The 18114-nt window shown below is 70.9% G+C and carries 17 protein-coding genes; 4 read left to right on the top strand and 13 right to left on the bottom strand.

All coding sequences use genetic code 11. The features are described 5' to 3' along the window. Nucleotides 1-3: 3 nt before the first annotated feature. Genes AC5Y5V_RS19800 through eccCb form a run of 3 tightly spaced genes read right to left on the bottom strand, consistent with a single transcriptional unit; the run spans nt 4 to nt 5207 of the window. Nucleotides 4-318, bottom strand: coding sequence for a WXG100 family type VII secretion target (locus AC5Y5V_RS19800; RefSeq protein WP_499938776.1), 315 nt, complete (start codon nt 316-318; stop codon nt 4-6). Between the two features lie 57 nt (nt 319-375). Then, a complete protein-coding gene (locus AC5Y5V_RS19795) occupies nt 376-1578 on the bottom strand; it encodes a type VII secretion-associated protein (RefSeq protein ID WP_499938771.1) in 1203 nt (400 codons plus the stop codon). After that, entirely contained in the window at nt 1575-5207 is a 3633-nt protein-coding gene (gene eccCb, locus AC5Y5V_RS19790; protein WP_499938769.1) for a type VII secretion protein EccCb, read from the bottom strand. The genes AC5Y5V_RS19795 and eccCb overlap by 4 nt, the downstream gene beginning before the upstream one ends. Before the next feature lie 110 nt (nt 5208-5317). Here eccCb and eccD point away from each other — a divergent pair, with 110 nt between their 5' ends. Both eccD and mycP read left to right on the top strand, forming a co-directional pair. Next, nucleotides 5318-6649 carry a type VII secretion integral membrane protein EccD gene (gene eccD, locus AC5Y5V_RS19785; protein WP_499938767.1) on the top strand — a complete coding sequence of 444 codons (1332 nt, stop codon included), beginning with the start codon at nt 5318-5320 and terminating at the stop codon, nt 6647-6649. Further along, on the top strand, nt 6646-7899 hold the full coding sequence (gene mycP, locus AC5Y5V_RS19780; protein WP_499938764.1) for a type VII secretion-associated serine protease mycosin: 1254 nt from the start codon (nt 6646-6648) through the stop codon (nt 7897-7899). Before eccD ends, mycP begins: the two co-directional genes overlap by 4 nt. Here the strand turns inward: mycP and eccB are convergent. Beyond that, nucleotides 7861-9234: a type VII secretion protein EccB gene (gene eccB / locus AC5Y5V_RS19775; RefSeq protein WP_499938761.1), complete on the bottom strand. Its 1374-nt coding sequence runs from the start codon at nt 9232-9234 to the stop codon at nt 7861-7863. The genes mycP and eccB overlap by 39 nt on opposite strands. 106 nt (nt 9235-9340) lie before the next feature. On the opposite strand from eccB, the gene AC5Y5V_RS19770 reads away from it, so the two are divergent. Together AC5Y5V_RS19770 and AC5Y5V_RS19765 are read left to right on the top strand one after the other, a co-directional pair. Beyond that, nucleotides 9341-10300, top strand: coding sequence for a cutinase family protein (locus AC5Y5V_RS19770; RefSeq protein WP_499938759.1), 960 nt, complete (start codon nt 9341-9343; stop codon nt 10298-10300). A 64-nt stretch (nt 10301-10364) separates the two neighbouring features. After that, nucleotides 10365-10937 carry a cutinase family protein gene (locus AC5Y5V_RS19765; protein WP_499938757.1) on the top strand — a complete coding sequence of 191 codons (573 nt, stop codon included), beginning with the start codon at nt 10365-10367 and terminating at the stop codon, nt 10935-10937. A 6-nt stretch (nt 10938-10943) separates the two neighbouring features. Here AC5Y5V_RS19765 and truA read toward each other — a convergent pair whose 3' ends face one another. The 9 genes from truA to AC5Y5V_RS19720 form a co-directional block, all read right to left on the bottom strand. Beyond that, on the bottom strand, nt 10944-11843 hold the full coding sequence (truA, locus tag AC5Y5V_RS19760) for a tRNA pseudouridine(38-40) synthase TruA (RefSeq protein WP_499938913.1): 900 nt from the start codon (nt 11841-11843) through the stop codon (nt 10944-10946). Further along, nucleotides 11782-12402 carry a 50S ribosomal protein L17 gene (rplQ, locus tag AC5Y5V_RS19755; RefSeq protein ID WP_499938755.1) on the bottom strand — a complete coding sequence of 207 codons (621 nt, stop codon included), beginning with the start codon at nt 12400-12402 and terminating at the stop codon, nt 11782-11784. The genes truA and rplQ overlap by 62 nt, the downstream gene beginning before the upstream one ends. 61 nt (nt 12403-12463) lie before the next feature. Then, nucleotides 12464-13507, bottom strand: coding sequence for a DNA-directed RNA polymerase subunit alpha (locus AC5Y5V_RS19750; RefSeq protein WP_499938753.1), 1044 nt, complete (start codon nt 13505-13507; stop codon nt 12464-12466). Nucleotides 13508-13592: 85 nt separating this feature from the next. Next, on the bottom strand, nt 13593-14198 hold the full coding sequence (gene rpsD / locus AC5Y5V_RS19745) for a 30S ribosomal protein S4 (RefSeq protein WP_499938751.1): 606 nt from the start codon (nt 14196-14198) through the stop codon (nt 13593-13595). Nucleotides 14199-14210: 12 nt separating this feature from the next. Continuing rightward, nucleotides 14211-14624 carry a 30S ribosomal protein S11 gene (gene rpsK / locus AC5Y5V_RS19740; protein WP_067378322.1) on the bottom strand — a complete coding sequence of 138 codons (414 nt, stop codon included), beginning with the start codon at nt 14622-14624 and terminating at the stop codon, nt 14211-14213. A gap of 3 nt (nt 14625-14627) precedes the next feature. After that, complete coding sequence (rpsM, locus tag AC5Y5V_RS19735) at nt 14628-15002, bottom strand: 30S ribosomal protein S13 (RefSeq protein ID WP_085233506.1); 375 nt, start codon at nt 15000-15002, stop codon at nt 14628-14630. A 173-nt stretch (nt 15003-15175) separates the two neighbouring features. Further along, nucleotides 15176-15289, bottom strand: coding sequence for a 50S ribosomal protein L36 (gene rpmJ / locus AC5Y5V_RS19730; protein WP_003879483.1), 114 nt, complete (start codon nt 15287-15289; stop codon nt 15176-15178). A gap of 33 nt (nt 15290-15322) precedes the next feature. Then, nucleotides 15323-15544, bottom strand: a complete 222-nt coding sequence (gene infA, locus AC5Y5V_RS19725; protein ID WP_003418601.1) for a translation initiation factor IF-1 — start codon at nt 15542-15544, stop codon at nt 15323-15325. 217 nt (nt 15545-15761) lie between these two features. Further along, complete coding sequence (locus tag AC5Y5V_RS19720) at nt 15762-17783, bottom strand: serine/threonine-protein kinase PknD (RefSeq protein WP_499938748.1); 2022 nt, start codon at nt 17781-17783, stop codon at nt 15762-15764. Between the last annotated feature and the right edge of the window lie 331 nt (nt 17784-18114).

Genomic DNA, 18114 nt, shown 5'->3' with positions numbered 1-18114 from the left:
CGATCACAGGTCCGCGCCGGCGGCGGCGATGTGCTGGGCATGCTGCTGGCCGGCCTCACGCAGCGTGGCCTCGTTGTAGCGGATGGTCTCGGCGATCGAGTGCAGCACGTGGTAGAGCCGCGTCGACTCGACGTTCCATCGGTCCACGACGTCCTTGAAGCGGACGGCCGCCGGCCCGCCCCACACCGAGGGCGGCACTGAGCTCATCCGGCCGATGAATGCCTGCAGCATCGCCCGAATTTCTTCGTTGCGGGCGTCCGTTGTCCCCGCGACCGCCCTCATCAGGTCGAAGTCGGCGCTCAGCGCGTTGCTTGTCACACGTTCTCCTCTCGATCGCAGGTACGACGGCCGCGGGCCCGATTCGGTTCCATCGAGTTATCCGACCGCGTGCGCTGACCGCACGGCCTCGTCGCAGACCCCGCGCACGGCGTCCTCTCGGCCGGGCCTGCTCTGGCATCCGACGCTGATGCGCACCTGCCCGTCCAGCACCACCGCCCACCGCACGTGATGCGCGGCACGCACCTCCCGGTAGGTCACCGCGGGCCGGCCGGAGCTGGATCCGGCGGGGTTGAAGTCGACGAACACGCCCGCCGGCTCCGCGTCGATCGCCTGCCTCAGCCGCTCGCCGGCGCGCGCCAGCGTCTCACCGGGCACCGGCGATTGCGTCACGTGCAACGCCACCTCCGGATCGGTCGGCGAGGTGACCTGTACCCGCGCCGAGCCGGGTCCGGCGATCACCCGCTGGGTGGACCACCCCGCCGGCACGGACAGCGCCACCCGGCCCTCCACCAGATACGTCGTGCCCGCCGGGACCCCTTCGTGCCGACTCACCGGCGCCGGCGCCGCCAGGCTCAGCACCGTGACGGCGGCACCGGCGGCACCGACGGTCCCCAGACCGACCATCGCCCGGACGCGCCCGGGAAAGCGTGCGTCGGACGGCTCGGCGGGCTCGCGCGGCGGGGTCGCCGCGGCCAGCCGGGCCAGTCGCGGCAGCTGGGCGTCGTCGACGTGCACCACCTTCCGGCCGGCGGCCCGAACGGCCGCAGCGATGGCCGTCGCCAGCGCCGGCGCCCCGGCGACCGCGCCCGGCCCGTCGATCAGGACCACCGGCGAGGACACCGCTGCCATGACTGCCGCGACTTGCTCGGCCATGCCCTCGTCAATCCGGCGGGGTACCGCTGCCAAGGCCTGCCCCTCGCCGATCGCCACCAGCCGCTCGGCGATCTCGACGATCACGGCCCCGTCCGGCGCGGCGTGTGCCAGCAGCCACGAGCGCGGGCGCAGCACGACGCTTTCCGGTTCCTCGAACAGGGTTCGCGCCGCCGCGGCGACCACGCCGACCCGCGAGGCCGACCACCACGACGGGTGCACGACGACCGCGCCGTCCGAGTCGCCACAGCGCACCGACCGCAACACCGAACGCCACAGCGAGTCGACGCGAACCGGGCGGCCGTCGACCAGCGCCACCGGGTCGTCGATCGCGCTCAGCGCCGCGTCCGCGGTGGCTACCTTTGCGCCGCAGCACAACCGGCGGACGACGCCCGGACCGGTCTCGACCACCGTGCGGTGCCCGCTCATCGGCGCGGGCTCCAGGCCACCTGCACCAGCCGTTCGTCGCCGGGCCGGGTGATCAGCACACCACGGCCGGGCGGCAGCGACGCCGGACGGGCGAATCCCGGCGCGGGCCCCTCGTCCGGGCTGCCGCTCATCATCAGCTGCTGGCAGCCGAGGTCGCGCAGGCCTGCGAGCAGCGGCTCGAACAGGGCGCGCGCAACTCCGCCGCTGCGCCGTGCAACGACTAGGTGCAGGCCGAGATCGGTTGCGTAGGGCAGGTATTGGAGCAATGCCAACAGCGGATTGGCGGACGCCGGGGCCGCCACGAGGTCGTAGTCGTCGACCACGACGTAGATGTCCGGCCCGGACCACCACGACCGGGTCAGCAGTTGCGCGTGGCTCAGGTCCGACGGCGGCATCCGGCCTTGCAGCGACTCGAGCATGCCCGGCAGGCTCGCGTTGACCGCGGCCGGCGACGGTGCATAGCAGCCAAGGTGTTGCGACCGGACGACGCCGAGCAGCGCGCGGCGATAGTCGACGATCAAAAGCTGCGCCTGCGCGGCGGTCCTGGTCCGAACTATCTCGCGGCACAGCAGGCGCAGCGCGCTGGTTTTCCCGCATTCGTTGTCGCCGAGGATCAGCAGGTGCGGGCTGTGGTCGAAATCGACCGTGACGGGTTGCAGTCGGCGCTCGTCGATGCCGAGCAGGATGCTCGACCCGAGTCGGTCACCCGCGCTCCGGACGACGGCGTCGTGGTCGATCCGATTGGGCAGCAGCGGGATCGGGGGCGCACCAGCCCCGCCGTCCTGGTACCGTGCCACGTCGGCGGGCAGCGCGATCAGCGCGTGTTGTCCGTCGCGGGAAAGGCCGCGGCCCGGGCGGTCGTGGGGTACCTGCTGGGCCCGTTTGCGATCCACCTCGGACTCGGCGGGATCGCCGAGGCGCAGCTCGATGCGGGTGCCGAGTTGGTCCCGCAGCGACGGTCTGATCTCGGCCCAGCGCGATGCGGACACCGCTACGTGCACGCCGAACGAAAGCCCTTGGCCGGCAAGGGCGGTGATCGGTGCCTCCAGCCACTCGAACTCGTGGCGCAAGCCCGCCCAGCCGTCGATCACCAGGAACACATCTGGGCGCCGGCACGCCGCAGCCTCCCGGGATCGGACCAGCGCCAAGAGTTCGTCGACCATGCGCTCGACGAGTCGCGGATCGCCCCTGCCGGCGACGTCACCCACGTGCGGCAGGGCGCGCAGGGACGCCAGCGATCCGCCGCCGAAGTCCAGGCAGTAGAACTGCACCCGACCCGCGTCGTGGGTGGCGGCCAGCGCGGTGATCAGCGTGCACAGCGCGGTCGACTTGCCGGACCGCGGAGCGCCGACGACCGCGACATTGCCCGCGGCGCCGGACAAGTCGACCAGTAGCGGTGTCCGGCGCTGCTCGAAGGGCCGGTCGACGACACCGATCGGCACCGTCAGGGCGCCACGCCCCGGACCGGCGTCGCGGAGCACGCTGTCCAGCGCGGGTGCGGCGTCCAGCGGCGGCAACCACACGGGATGCGCGGCCGGCCCATGCCCCCGCAGGCGCTCCAGCACCTCCCGCAGGACGGGGCGCGTCCCGCCGCGCTGGAGCGCGACGCCGCCCACGGGGTCCGCCGTGAACACCCGCACCGACGGGGCGGCGCCGACCGGTTCGGCGTGTGCCGGAGCCGGTCCCGACACGAATGCGGTGTGGAAGCGGATCAACTCGCCGCCCGGCGTCCGCAGCAGACCCGCGCCCGGGGTGTTGGGCAGCTGTTGCGCGTCGAGCGTCCCCAGTACCGCCCGGGAGTCGCTCGCGGACAGCGTTTTCAGGCACACCCGATACGACAGGTGGGCCTCCAGCCCGCGCAGCCGGCCCTCGTCGAGCCGCTGACTGGCCAGCAGCAGGTGCATGCCGAGCGACCGCCCGAGCCGCCCGATCGCCACGAACATATCGGCGAAATCGGGATGCTGGCTGAGCAACTCGGAAAACTCGTCGACGATGATGAACAGCGTCGGCAGCGGGGCCAAGCGGGCGCCGGCCCGCCGCGCGTCCTCGTACGCCGCGACACCGACGAAGTTGCCCGCCGCCCGCAGCAGCTGTTGGCGGCGGTTCATCTCGCCGGCCAACGCGTCGCGCATGCGGGCCACCAGGTGCGCCTCCTCGGCCAGGTTGGTGATCACCGCGGCGACGTGCGGAGCGTCGGCCAGGTCGAGAAATGTTGCGCCGCCTTTGAAGTCGATCAGCAGCAGGTTGAGCACCGCCGGCGAGTTCCGCGCCATCATGCCCAGCGCGACGGTCCGCAGCAGCTCCGATTTGCCCGACCCCGTGGCGCCAATGCAGAGCCCGTGCGGGCCCATGCCGTTTTCCGCGGGTTCCTTGATGTCCAACTCCAGCGGCGCGCCGTCGGGGGTGGTGCCGATGGGGACGCGGAGCCGGTCGCGATGGTCCTGACCGCGCCACAGCGCACTCGGTTCGAAGGAGCCGACGTCGACACCGACCAGATCCGGCCAGCCCGCGCCCCCCTCGCGACGACCCGGGACGCCCACCCGGTAGGCCGCCAACCGCCTGGCACAGGCCAGCGCGTCGACGAGGTCGAGCTGGTCGGGGCAGGACAGGCCCGCGACGACGGCGGGACACCGGACCGTCAGGGATGCCGCGTCGCCGCCGGTGCCCACCGCGAGGACGCTCGCGCACTCGAAAGCGCGCGCAGGCTCGTCGAGGTCGCAGACGAGCACGACGTGCCGCCCGCAGCCGGCCACCGCCGCTTCGGCCGCCGCCCGCGTGGGATAGCGCAGCCGGACCGACCCGAGGGCGTCGGCCGCGTGCGGATGCTGGTTGTGCGGCAACCATTTCAGCCAATCCCACTCCGCACGCCACCGGTCGGCGATCGCGCCGACGATCAGCAGCTGATCCGGGGCGTGCAGCACCGCCAGCTGGCAGATCATCGCCCGCAAAAAGGCGCGCGCCCGCCCCGGATCACCGTCGATCGTGACCGCCGTGCCCGCGCGCAGCGCCACCGCTACCGGCGCGTCGGCGATTTGGGAGTGGGCGCCCAGAAACCGGCGCAGCGCGGTGTCGGTGACCGGATCCGACCGCTCCGCGGGCCGGGTATCCGGTGCCACCAAACGCGTTGCGAGCGGGCCGGTTCCGATGCCGACGCGGACCAGGCAGAAATCGTGGTCGGCGGCGCGCCGCTCCCACATCCGCGGGCCGCCGATCAGCGTCCACAACGTATCCGGATCCGGATGGTCACGGCGCAGCGACGCGCGCTGTGCCGCAGCCGTTTCGGTCACCGTGCGACGCAATCCACTGAGGTAGCCGAGGTAGTCGGCCCGATCGGCGTCGATCCCCCTACCCGCCCCGCGGCCACGCCCCGCAACGGCCGTCGCCAGCACCGAAATCAGCATCAGCAGCGGCAGCGCCAGGAAGGTGGGGTTACGCGCAAGTGCCGCCCCCGAGGAGGCCGACGCCACCATCACACCCAGGCTCGCGACCGCCATCACGGCGGGCAACAGCCGGACGAGCAGGCCCGACGCCGTGGGCCGCGCGACCTCCGGCGGCGCGGCGATCGCGACGTCGGCCCCGCCCGGCACCGGGGACGGCCGCCGCACCGCCGGCGTGAAACTGCTTGTCATACCTGCCCTTTCTTGACAGTGTGGGGACGCTAAGTGACGCCGGGAGGCACCGCAAGTCACCTGTGGATCGACGCACACCGCTCCCCCGCAGTCCGATTACCGTGCGCCCAATGTCGTCCACAACCGATGCGGGGCTGCGCCGCGTCTGCGTCCATTCGGGCGCCGCCGTCGTCGACCTGTCCCTGCCCGCCGCGGTGCCCATCGCCACGCTGATCCCGTCGATGATCGAAATCCTCGAAGTGCAGCTCCCCGAAGCGCCCGGGCGCTACCAACTGTCGCGGCCCGGCGCCGCCGCGTTTCCAGCCTCGACGACGCTGGCGCAACACGATGTCCGCGACGGCGCCGTCCTGCTGTTGACCCGCTCCGCCGCCGACGTGCCCGGGCCCCGCTGCGACGACGTCGCCGAGGCAGTCGCGGTCACCCTCGATACCGGCACCCCGGTGTGGAACCGGCGCGCGACGCGGCTCACCGGCGCGGTGGCGGCGTGCGGCAGCACCGGCGTCGGGTGCCTGGCGCTGGCCCGAAATGCGCCGGGCGCCAACCTGGCTGGCACGGCACTGATCGCGGGGGTGGCGGGCCTGGCGGCCCTGATCGGCGGTGCGCTCGCGCAGCGGGTCTACCACGACCCGGTCGCCGGGCTGGCGCTCGGCGTCGTCGCCGCCGGGTTCGCGGCCGTCGCCGGACTGCTGGCGGTCCCGGGCCCTCCGGGCTTTCCCCACGCGCTGCTGGCCGCGATGGCGGTGGCCGCCACGTGCGTGCTGGGGATCCGCGTAATCGGCTGCGGCGTCGCCACATTGACGGCACTGTCGTGCTTCGCGGTTGTGGTCGCCGGCGCCGCACTGGCCGGTGCGGTCGCCAAGGCGCCGCCGCACGTCGTCGCAGCGGCGACGGCGCTGCTGTCGCTGGCCTTGCTGGAGGCGGCCGCGCGGCTGTCGATCGCGTTGGCGGGCCTATCCCCAGATGCGGCAGGCGAACTGGGCGCCAGGGCGGTCCGCGCCGACAACTGGCTGACCAGCCTGCTGACCGCGTTCGCGGCGTCGGCGACCGCCGGCGCCGTCGTCACCGCGTTCGCCCGCGAGGCGCCGCGCGCCGGCCGCTTCACGCTTGCCGCCCTGGTTGCCGCGCTGCTCCTGCTGCGCGCGCGGGCGCATCCCGAGAGGAGCCGAAGGCTGGTGTTGGTGGTCGGCGGAATCGCCACGGCCGGAGCGACATTGACGGCCGCCGCAGCGGATCCGGAACACGGGCCGTGGATTGCGGCGGCGACGGCAGCGGGAGCCGCGGCGGCGATCTACCTCGGTTTCGTCGCTCCCGCGCGGCCGCTGTCCCCCGTCGCGCATCGGCGCGTCGAGGTGCTGGAGTGCCTGACGCTGACGGCCCTGGCTCCGCTGGCGTGCTGGGTCTGCGGCGTCTTCACCGCCGTTCGCGGCCTGGATCTGCCGTGAGGCGCCTCGCGCGGCTACTGGCGGGCATCGCGCTCGCGGCGCAGTGCGCCGCGCCGACGGCACACGCGGTTTCGCCGCCCGCGGTCGACGACAAGTGGCTGCCCCGCGCGGGACCGCCGGCGCCGCCGCGGCCTACCGTGCAGCGCGAGGTGTGCGCACCGATGCCGACCGCCACCGAGACGACCGGCGCGTCGGCGCAGTTCGCCGGCCTCGACCTCGCGCAGGTGTGGCCGCTCACGCGCGGCGCGGGACAGCGGATCGCGATCATCGACACCGGCGTGGCGCGCGATCCGCGGCTACCCAACCTGGTGGCCGGGGGTGACTACGTGTCCACCGGCGACGGCACCCAGGATTGCGACGCGCACGGCACGATGGTGGCCGGCATCGCCGCCGCCGTCGCCCCCGATGCCACCGTGATCAGCATCCGGCAGTCCAGCGCCAAGTTCGCTCCGCTCGACCGGTCGACCGCGGGGTCCGGCGACGTCGACACCATGGCGAAGGCCGTCCGCACGGCCGCCGATCTCGGCGCGTCGGTGATCAACATCTCGACCGTCGCGTGCGTCGCCGCCACCTCGGCCTTGGATGATCGCGCTCTCGGCGCCGCGCTGGCCTACGCGGTCGACGTCAAGAACGCGGTCGTCGTCGCCGCGGCCGGCAATACCGGCGGCGCCGCGCAGTGCCCGCCGCAGCGGCCCGACGCCACCTGGGACACCGTCACGGTTACGGTCAGCCCGGCCTGGTACGACGACTACGTGCTGACCGTCGGGTCCGTGAACGCCGAGGGCACGGCGTCGGCGTTCACCATGCCGGGGCCGTGGGTGGATGTGGCGGCCGTCGGCGAGGGGACGATCTCGCTCGGCTCGGCGCCGCTGTCGGGCACGAGTTACGCGGCGCCGCTGGTCAGCGGCCTGGCCGCGCTGATCCGCGCCCGGTTCCCCGAGCTGACCGCCCGCCAGGTGATGCAGCGCGTCGAGTCCACCGCGCATCACCCGCCCGGCGGCTGGGACTCGCTGGTCGGCAGCGGCACGGTCGACGTCCTCGCCGCGCTCAGCAGCACCCCCGTCCCGCCGCCCGCGGCGAGGCCCGACCCGGTCCGAGTCCCGACGGCCAAGCTGGCGCCCGCCCCGCCGGATTCCGCTCGGGCCGCGGCGTTCCGGGGCGCGGCGATCTGCCTGGGGGTGCTGCTGGTCGCACTGGCGCTCGGCGCCGTGTCACGGCGGTCCCGCGGCGACGATGTCGCGGGCGACTGACGCGTCGCGCCGGCTCAGCTCCGGTCCCGACGGCAGCACCGCCAGGACCGGCCACGGCGCCGGGACCGCGGCCGGCGGCAGGCCCAGGTCGTGGGCCGCGCCGTCGTCGCGAATCGGGAACCGCACCCCGGTGTCGGTGACGAGGTATTTCTCGCCCGCGCGCACGTAGGCGCTGCGCCCGGGCGGCAGGTAGACCGCGTCCAGGGCCGGCCCCGCGCCGTCGGCCTGCGACAACCGCACCGGCGCCTGGCCCGCCGGCACCGGCAGGCCGGCGCCGGTCAGCAATCCCGGTCGGCCGGGCGTGCCGGGCGCCCACGTGACGCAGATGGCGGTCCCGCCCTCCACGGCCAGCGGCGCCCGGTCCGGAAACGTGGTGACCGGCAACGCGTCGGCCACCGCGGCGGCGCGGATCACGTCGGGCGCCACCGCGACCACACCCGCGGAGCCCTGCGAGTCGCTGAACCGCAGCAGATCCGCGGCGACCCGGCCGATCCGCTGCACGCCTGTGACCAACACCACGTAGTACTCGTCGCCGTCGCCGCGCGTGATCCGCAGCACACCGCCGACGGGAAATCGGGCCAGCGCGCCCGGGCCCCGGGCGCCCCGCGAGCGCACCCGCGGCGTGGTGATGGGCGGCGCCTCGGGCACGGCGTTCAGCAACGACGACGCGACCCGCACCGGCGTCCGGCCCTCCAGCCGCAGCGCGCGCACAACCGCGGCATCGGCGAGGTCCACCAGGGCGCGTCGCCCGTCGTACAGCAGGTAGGCCGGTGAGCCGGAGCCGGGCGCGGCCAGGATGGCCTGATCCGGTGTCAGGGCGCGCAGCGCCGGCCCGACGACCGGACCGACGACAACCGTCGTCGCCGCGCCGCCGCCGGTGTCGCAGATCGCCCAGCCCGATTCGGCACCGGACAGCGGGTGGCCGAGCAGTTGCGGTGCACCCGGAATGCCCAGCAGCGGACCACGTTTGGTGCGGGCCAGGTCCGACTCGCGCACCGGCTGCGGGTTGGCGTCGGTCGCCGCGATGAGCCGCGCCGAAGCCAGGTTCAGCACCGGATGCCAGGTGTCGCCCACCCGCACGTACAGCGCGCCGGACTCCATGCCCATCGCGATCTGTGCACGATCCAGCGACGGCTGGGGCCGCAGCAACGCGAGCAACCCGCATCCCGCCACCGCGACGGACGCCAGGACACAACCGAGCGCCAGCGACGCTGCGCGCGTGCGCAGGGGTTCGTTGACGGTGCCGACATCCCGGCGCAGCAATGCGCACTCGATGCGGCGCAGTAGGAACCGGTGGCCGCTGACGTGCAGCCTGGTGATCGGTCTTCGCGGCACGCGCCCAAAGCTAGGCCCCCCGACGGCCACGCGTGGACCGTTCTGCACAAGCCGGAGCCAACGCTCGGGACGTTTCGTCTGGCCTGGTAGCGGGTAAAATTTGGGCGTGAATTTGCGCCGTATAGGTGGCTGGGCCAGCACGGGAGCTGTCGCCCTGGCCGCCGCCACTGTCCTGCTGGTCGCGCCGAACGGCGTCCCCAGCACCCTGCCCACGGCGTCGGCCGATGACTGCCCGGACGTCGAGGTGATCTTCGCCCGCGGCACTAACGAGCCGCCGGGCATGGGCCGCGTCGGCGACGCCTTCGTCTCCTCGCTACGTCAGCAGACCGGCGGCCTGAACATCGACACCTACGGCGTCAACTACGCCGCGAGCAAGCTGCAGCTGCACGGTGGCGACGGCGCCAACGACACGCTCAATCGCATCAAGCAGGCGGTGCAGAAGTGCCCGACCACCAAGATTGTGCTGGGCGGCTATTCGCAGGGCGCGTCGGTGATCGACATCGTGGCCGGCGTCCCGATCGGCGGCATCAACTGGGGCAGTGCGATTACACCGGATCTGGCCAGCCACGTCGCGGCGGTCGCGACCTTCGGCGACGTGGCGGACCGTGCCGGCGGATCGCTGCCGACCCAGAGCGCTCTGCTCGGTTCCAAGTCGATCGACCTGTGCAACCCCAACGATCCGATCTGCCACGCGGGCCCGGGTAACGAGTGGAGCGGGCACACCGAGGGCTACGTCCCCGTGTACACCACCCAGGCCGCGGCGTTCGTCGCCTCCAAGCTATTGGCTGGATCCGGCCAGCAGGTGCCCGGCTACGGGCCGGCCTACCCGCAGGCGCCCGGCCCCTACCCGCAGGCGCCCGTACCTTCCCCGCAGGCGCCCCTCCCTTACCCGCAGGCGCCCGTCCCTTCCCCGCAGGCGCCGGTCCCCGACCCACGGGCGCCCATCCCTTACCCGGCGCCGGGTCCGACACCGACGCCCGGCCCGACGGCGTCGCCCGGTCCGGCGGCGGACGTCGCGCACGGCTCGGTCGTCGGCTCCCGCGGGGCCGGCCTCCAGGCGCACTGACCTGCAGCCAAAGGCATATAAAACGCACAGCTTGATTGCGCGAAACCGCTCGTAATATCGAGTCATGAGGCTTCGCCTCGCGGCCGTCGCTTTGCTTGCACCGACGTTGGGGATCGTTCCACCACCTGCGGCAGCGGCGGCGTGCCCGGGCGCTGAGGTCGTCTTCGCCCGGGGACGGGAGGAACCCCCCGGCGTCGGCGCGGTCGGCGACGCTTTCGTCAATTCCCTGCGGGGCAAGACGCGTCTGCCGGTCGGGGTGTACGGCGTCAACTACCCCGCCAACATCACCGTCGACAGCGGCGCTAACGACATGGCCGGCCACGTTCAATTCATGGCCAGGACCTGCCCCGGCACCCGCGAGGTGCTCGGCGGCTATTCCCTCGGTGCCGAGGTCGCGGATGTCGCGACCTGGGGTCGAATACCGCCGGGGGTCGACGGCCACGTCGCGGCCGTCGCGTTGTTCGGCAATGGCACCAGGCGGCCCTCCCCCGCCTTCGCCGGCAAGACGATCGACCAGTGCGCGAGGGGTGACCCTATCTGTCGCAACGGCACGGATTGGAACGCGCACCTGCAGCCGTCGTACATCGGCTCCGGCCTGGTGGATCAGGCCGCCGCCTTCGTCGCAGGTCGGCTGTAGAACTCGCTAGCGCGACCGCAGGTCCCGGGTGATCAGGTTGCGCGACTCCAGCTCGTCGTCGGGCGGATAGTCCACTCCGACGAGCGTCAGGCCGTGCGCCGGCGCGGCCGCGAAATCGCTGGATCGGCCTGTCGCGGTGAGCAATTCGCGGCACCACGCCGCGCTGCGCCGATGCTCGCCGACGGCGAGCAGGGCGCCGACCAGCGATCGCACCATCGACCAGCAGAACGCGTCGGCGGTGACATGCGCCGTGATCAGGTCGCCGTCGCGCGACCAGTCCAGCCGCTGCAGCTCGCGGATCGTAGTGGCGCCGTCGCGGTGCCGGCAGAACGCGGCGAAATCGTGCAGTCCCAACAGGTCCCGCGACGCGACGTTCATCGCCTCGACGTCCAGTCCGCGCGGCCAGGCGGTGACGTAGCGTGCCCGCTGCGGCTCCACGCCGTACGGCGCCGTCGACAGCCGGTAGGCGTAATGCCGCCGCAGCGCCGAAAAGCGGGCATCGAAAGCCGCCGGCGCACGCGCGATCCGGAACACCCGGACGTCGGCGGGCAGAAACCTGGCGAGACGACGCAGCAGCGCCGAGAACTCCGCATCCTCGGCGTGGGGTGAGCGCGAATACGCGTGGGGCAACGCGTCGGCCGGCACGTCGGCGTGCGCCACCTGTGCCGTGGCGTGCACTCCCGCGTCCGTGCGTCCCGCCGCCCGCAGCCGCACCGGGGTGCGGAAAACGGTCGTCAGCGCGTCATCGAGGACGCCGGCGACCGTCCGCTGTCCCGGCTGGGCCGCCCAGCCCGCGAAACCGGTTCCGTCGTAGGCGATGTCAAGCCGAAGCCGGACGTCCCCACTAATTCTTCGGGGCCTCGTCGGCGTCGGGGGCCTCGTCGGCGTCGGACGCCTCTTCGACAGCCGCCTGCGGTGCGGCGGCCGCCGCCTCGGGAGCGGTCTGGCCGGTGCTCTCCTCCGCGGTCGGCTCGGCGGCTTCGTCCGCCGTCGGGCCGACGGCCTCCTCCGGCTCGACCGCCGCCTGCGGCGCCGCGGCCGCCGCCACGGGCGCGGCCTTCTTCGAGGCCTGCACCCGGCGGGCACGGTCGGCCTCCGACGTCACCGTCTTCTCCCGCACCAGCTGGATCACGGCCATCGGGGCGTTGTCGCCCTTGCGCGCCTCGACCTTGATGATGCGGGTGTAGCCGCCGTTGCGATCGGCGAAGAACGGCCCGATCTCGGCGAACAGCTTGTGCACCACGTCCTTGTCGCGGATCTTCTTGAGCACCTCACGCCGGTTGTGCAGCGTGCCCTTCTTGGCGTGCGTGATCAGCTTCTCCGCGTAGGGCCGCAGCGCCCTGGCCTTGGGCTCGGTCGTCTTGATCTGCTCATGCTCGAACAGCGACGTGGCCAGGTTGGCCAGAAGCGCCTTCTGGTGCGAAGACGACCCGCCGAGACGAGGTCCCTTAGTGGGCTTGGGCATTGCGACTATCTCCTATTCGGGGCCGGTCCCCGTATCAGGTAGGACCGGGACGGAATTGTGGTTAAAGCTGTTCGGTTTCGGCGTAGTCCTGGTCGTCGTAGGCGCCCTCGGTGGACCAGGTGCCGGTGGCGACGTCGTAGCCCGCGACCTCCGACGGGTCGAAGCTCGGCGGGCTGTCCTTGAGCGACAGGCCCAGCTGGTGCAGCTTGACCTTCACCTCGTCGATGGACTTCTGACCGAAGTTGCGAATGTCGAGCAGGTCGGACTCCGTGCGCGAGACCAGCTCTCCGACGGTGTGCACACCCTCGCGCTTGAGGCAGTTGTAGGAGCGCACCGTGAGGTCCAGGTCGTCGATCGGCAGCGCGAACGACGCGATGTGGTCGGCCTCGGCCGGCGACGGGCCGATCTCGATGCCCTCGGCCTCGACGTTGAGTTCGCGTGCCAGGCCGAACAATTCGACCAGCGTCTTACCCGCGGAAGCCAGCGCGTCGCGGGGGGTGATCGAGCTCTTGGTCTCGACGTCGAGGATCAGCTTGTCGAAGTCGGTGCGCTGCTCGACACGGGTGGCGTCCACCTTGTAGGTGACCTTGAGCACCGGCGAGTAGATGGAATCGACTGGGATGCGGCCGATTTCGGCGCCCGAGGCCCGGTTCTGCACGGCCGGGACGTAGCCGCGGCCGCGCTCGACGACCAGCTCGACCTCCAGCTTGCCCTTGTCGTTCAGCGTCGCGATGTGCATGCCGGGGTTGTGCACGGTGACACCGGCCGGCGGGACGATGTCGCCCGCGGTGACCTCACCGGGACCCTGCTTGCGCAGGTACATGGTGACCGGCTCGTCCTCCTCGGAGGACACGACGAGGCCCTTGAGGTTCAGGATGATGTCGGTGACATCCTCCTTGACGCCGGGCACCGTGGTGAATTCGTGCAGCACACCGTCGATGCGAATGCTGGTGACGGCCGCGCCGGGGATCGACGACAGCAGCGTGCGCCGCAGCGAATTGCCCAGGGTGTAACCGAATCCCGGCTCGAGCGGCTCGATGACGAACTGGGAGCGGTTGTCGGTGAGGATTTCCTCGGCCAACGTGGGTCGCTGAGAGATCAGCATGTGTTTCTTCTTCTCCTTCTCGGCACCCGCTATTTGATGCCGCTAAGTGATCCGACGCCGCGGTCGCGGTGACGGAGGACCGTGATTACTTCGAGTAGTACTCGACGATCAGCTGCTCGGTGAGCGGGACGTCGATCTGCGCGCGCTCGGGCAGCTGGTGGATCAGGATGCGCTGACGCTCCCCCACCACCTGCAGCCAGCTCGGCGTCGGGCGGTCACCCGCCGTCTCCCGGGCGATCTGGAACGGCACGGTGTTCAGCGACTGGTCCCGCACGTCGATGATGTCGTACTGCGACACCCGGTAGCTGGGGACGTCGACGCGCACGCCGTTGACCGTGAAGTGGCCGTGGGTGACCAGCTGACGGGCCATCCGGCGGGTCCGCGCGAGCCCGGCGCGGTACACGACGTTGTCCAGCCGGCTTTCCAGGATCTTCAGCAGCTCTTCACCGGTCTTGCCGGAGTGGCGGGTGGCCTCTTCGTAGTAGCGGCGGAACTGCTTCTCCATCACGCCGTAGGTGAAGCGGGCCTTCTGCTTCTCCTGCAGCTGCTGGCGGTACTCGCTGTCCTTGATCCGCGCGCGGCCGTGCTGGCCGGGCGGGTAGGGGCGCTTCTCGAACGACTGGTCGCCACCGACGAGGTCGGTGCCCAGCCGGCGCGATTTGCGGGTGACGGGTCCGGTGTAACGAGCCATCTGTATCTACTCCTAAACCCTGCGCCGCTTGGGCGGACGGACGCCGTTGTGCGGCTGGGGGGTGACGTCGGAGATCGCGCCGACCTCCAGGCCGGCGGCCTGCAGCGACCGGATCGCGGTCTCCCGGCCCGAGCCCGGGCCCTTCACGAACACGTCGACCTTGCGCACCCCGTGCTCCTGCGCCTTGCGCGCCGCGTTCTCGGCGGCCAGCTGCGCGGCGAACGGGGTCGACTTGCGGGACCCCTTGAAACCGACGTGGCCCGACGACGCCCAGGCGATGACGTTGCCCTGCGGGTCGGTGATCGTCACGATCGTGTTGTTGAAGGTGCTCTTGATGTGCGCGGCACCGTGTGGGACGTTCTTCTTTTCCCGCCGCCGGGTCTTCTGACCCTTCTTCGCGGCTGCAGCTTTCTTTGCGGGTGGCATCGGTTACCTGGCCTTCTTCTTGCCGGCGATGGTGCGCTTGGGGCCTTTGCGGGTCCGCGCATTGGTCTTGGTCCGCTGGCCGCGCACCGGCAGGCCACGGCGGTGCCGCAGACCCTGGTAGCAGCCGATCTCGATCTTGCGACGGATGTCGGCCTGCACCTCGCGGCGCAGGTCACCCTCCACCTTGAGGTTGGCTTCGATGTAGTCACGCAGATGGGTCAGCTGGTCATCGGACAGGTCCCTGGTACGCAAGTCCTTGTCGATGCCGGTGGCTGCCAGGATTTCGTTGGAACGGGTACGGCCGATGCCGAAGATGTAGGTCAGCGCGATCTCCATCCGCTTGTCGCGCGGCAGATCGACGCCTACTAGTCGTGCCATAGGTGGCGTTTCCTCTTTTTCTCAAGCGGAGGTCTTTTCCCAGTCCGTTCCCTGCCCAAATCACATTCGGCCATGGGGCCCGGCCTCCGTCCGGGCGTGTCCGAGCGACGAATTCGCTCGGTGGTGCTGGGAGGTCTGCATTCAGTTGTGTCGGGCGGGCGTGCCCGCCCCGGCTAGCCTTGCCGCTGCTTGTGGCGCGGGTCGGAGCAGATCACCATGACCCGCCCATGCCGACGGATCACCCTGCACTTGTCACAGATCGGCTTGACGCTCGGGTTCACCTTCACGGCAGTCTCGGTCCTGTTCTCTAAAAGTCTTCGTTACTTGTACCGGTACACGATGCGGCCCCGCGACAGGTCGTAGGGAGACAACTCCACCACCACCCGGTCCTCGGGGAGGATGCGGATGTAGTGCTGCCGCATCTTGCCGCTGATGTGGGCGAGCACCTTGTGGCCGTTCTCGAGCTCAATGCGAAACATGGCATTGGGCAGGGGCTCGACCACGCGACCCTCGACCTCGATGGCACCGTCCTTTTTGGCCATTACTTTCCGGCGATCCTTTTCTATCCCTCGTCAGTAACCTGCTTGGGCGCAGCATGTGTCCGGACTACTAAAACGTGAGCCGGTGGTGGAAATTCCGCTATCGCGAAAATCTCAGGACAGGCACGCCAAGAGTCGGCACGGGAGGCCGCACCGTTGTCCCACCTTACCCGCAACGCCGTTCTCGGCGCAAAACCGCACACCAGACGGTCGCAGGCGACTATTTCGCCTTCAACTCCAGGATCTTGTCGGTGCGGTCCGCGACGTACACGTTGCCGTTGTTGTCGACCGCCAGGCCCCACGGACCGTCGAGGGGCCCGAAGTGCACTTCTTCCTGCTGGGTCGAGCCGACGGGAAGTTTCAGAACGCGATTGGCCTGGATGTCGGTCACGTAGACGTTGCCCTTGCTGTCCACGGTCAGGCCGCCGGGCTCGTGGACGTCCTTGAAGGGCACGACCTTCGGTTTGCTGTCGACTCCCGGGCGGAACGACAGCACCCGGTGGTTGCCGCCGTCGGCGACGTAGATGGTCCCGTCCCCGCCCACCACCAAACCGCTCGGCTCCTTGAGGTCCGTGAATTGGGTGATCACCCGCGGCGCGTTCGCCCCCTTGTCCAGGGCCAGCACCCGGTTCTTGCCCGTCTCGGTGACGTAGACGGTGCCGACGGTGTCCACGGCCAGCCCGGTCGGCTTGGAGAGTTCACCGAACGCCGTCAATACGCTGGGCTGCTTCGTACCCGCGATGAGCTGCCACACCCGCCTGTTGCCCGAGTCGTTGACGTAGATGTTGCCGGTGCTGTCCGCCGTCACCCCGGTCGGGAAGTTGAGGTCGTCGAACGGCAGTCGATCGGGTTTGGGCGCGTTGAGCGGCAACGAGAACACCTTGTGGTGATCGGTGTCGGCGACGTACACCGTCCCGGCACGATCCACCGACAGCCCCTGCGGGCCACGCAGGTTGCTGAAGGGCAGCGTCGTCTGGTTTTCGGGTACGGCCGGCCCACCCCCGTTGCCGCTGAGGGCGATACCCCCGACGACGACAGCAACGGTCAGCAGGACGCCCGCGGCGATGACGGCGTTCTTGCGGCGCCACCATGGCGTCGGCGGCGCGGATTTCGGCGCGGACGGCGTCGACGACGGGGCCGGAGTGCTCCGCGGCGGCGCGGCCAGGGCTTCCCGTCGGGCGTTCGGATTGATCGCCGGCTGCCGCTGGGTACTTGGACCGGCGGCATTCGGCGGCCCCGGCATTGGTACCGATCCCGACACCGAGCCGGGCACCGGCCCGGGGATCGGTGCCGGACCCGGCATCGGCCGGAAGCCGTAGTTGTCGACGCGGACCGGCGGCGCGATCGGCTTGGGTGGCGGTGGCGGCGCCAGCGGCGGCGGGGGCCGACGGACCGGAGGCCGCGGCACCTGCACCGGCGCGGTGGCGGCGTTGCGGGCGGCCCGCGCCAGCTCCACGGCGGTCTCGTAGCGCTCGCTGGGCTTCTTGGCCATGCCCTTGGCGATCACGTTGTCGAAACCGCGCGGCAGCGAGGGGTTGGAGGCCGACGGCCGCGGCGGCGGCGACACCAGGTGGTTGCCGATCTGTTGCTCCAGGCTGTCGCCGCGGAACGCGTGCTCCGCCGTCAGGCACTCGTACAGCACACAGGCCAGCGCGTAGATATCCGACCGGGCGTCGATCGGCGGGGCGCCGGCCTCCTGGGTTTTGAACCGTTCCGGGGCCATGTAATGGAAAGTGCCAATCACGTCGCCGACGGTCGTCAATCCGCGGTCGCCGATCGCCAGGGCGATTCCGAAATCGATCAGATAGGCGAAGTCGTCGTCGTCGATCAAAATGTTGGAGGGTTTCACATCCCGGTGGAGCAGGCCCTCCTTGTGCGCGGCGTTCAATGCCTTGGCGATTTGCTCGACGATGCTGACCGCGCGCATCGGCGCCAGGGGTCCGTTGTCCAGGATCGACTGCAGGTCGCGGCCCTCGACCAGCTGCATGTCCACGAACAGCCGTCCGTCGATCTCGCCGTGGGTGTGGATGGGCACGATGTGCGGACTGCGCAAACGCGCGGCGGCGTGGGCTTCGCGACGGAACCGCTGCTGGAAAACCTCGTCTTTGGAAATCTCGGCCGGCAGGATCTTGATCGCGACGATCCGGTCGATGACGGTGTCATGGGCACGCCAAACCTCGCCCATGCCGCCACGGCCCAGCAGCTCAATCAGCTGGTAGTTTCCGAACGAATCTTCTGGCAACGAGCCCTCCCACAGCAACCGCTCTGCACCATCATGCGCTACCCACGAGGAGGGCAGGTAATTCTGCGCACCCCGGCGGGGCACCCGGATACCCGCAACTCGGCCCGGTACGGCGTGGGCGGCACCATCAAACCGACCCGCACACCCCGTCCCGCGAAGCCGACTTCCCGCCCAAGGTACACATATTGACAATACTTGTTCGGGGTATCCGGGCGGTCATTCGCACCCGCGGGATGCAATTTCCCGACGCCTATTCGCGGCCGACGAAATGCCATCGATCCATTGTTTATTGATCCGGCGATCGAAGCGGGTCCCGGACAGGAATAGCGCG

This window comes from Mycobacterium sp. NGS68, from assembly GCF_059812195.1.
The sequence above is the reverse complement of the archived record's forward strand: the minus strand, read 5'-3'. Positions and strand labels throughout refer to the sequence as shown.

Bases quoted from the DNA above. Each gene is read 5' to 3' on its own strand.
- rpsM (WP_085233506.1), bottom strand. From the start codon at position 15,002: ATGGCACGACTAGTAGGCGTCGATCTGCCGCGCGACAAGCGGATGGAG.
- AC5Y5V_RS19795 (WP_499938771.1), bottom strand. From the start codon at position 1,578: ATGAGCGGGCACCGCACGGTGGTCGAGACCGGTCCGGGCGTCGTCCGC.
- rpsD (WP_499938751.1), bottom strand. From the start codon at position 14,198: ATGGCTCGTTACACCGGACCCGTCACCCGCAAATCGCGCCGGCTGGGC.
- rpsK (WP_067378322.1), bottom strand. From the start codon at position 14,624: ATGCCACCCGCAAAGAAAGCTGCAGCCGCGAAGAAGGGTCAGAAGACC.
- eccD (WP_499938767.1), top strand. From the start codon at position 5,318: ATGTCGTCCACAACCGATGCGGGGCTGCGCCGCGTCTGCGTCCATTCG.
- infA (WP_003418601.1), bottom strand. From the start codon at position 15,544: ATGGCCAAAAAGGACGGTGCCATCGAGGTCGAGGGTCGCGTGGTCGAG.
- AC5Y5V_RS19750 (WP_499938753.1), bottom strand. From the start codon at position 13,507: ATGCTGATCTCTCAGCGACCCACGTTGGCCGAGGAAATCCTCACCGAC.
- eccCb (WP_499938769.1), bottom strand. From the start codon at position 5,207: ATGACAAGCAGTTTCACGCCGGCGGTGCGGCGGCCGTCCCCGGTGCCG.
- AC5Y5V_RS19765 (WP_499938757.1), top strand. From the start codon at position 10,365: ATGAGGCTTCGCCTCGCGGCCGTCGCTTTGCTTGCACCGACGTTGGGG.
- rplQ (WP_499938755.1), bottom strand. From the start codon at position 12,402: ATGCCCAAGCCCACTAAGGGACCTCGTCTCGGCGGGTCGTCTTCGCAC.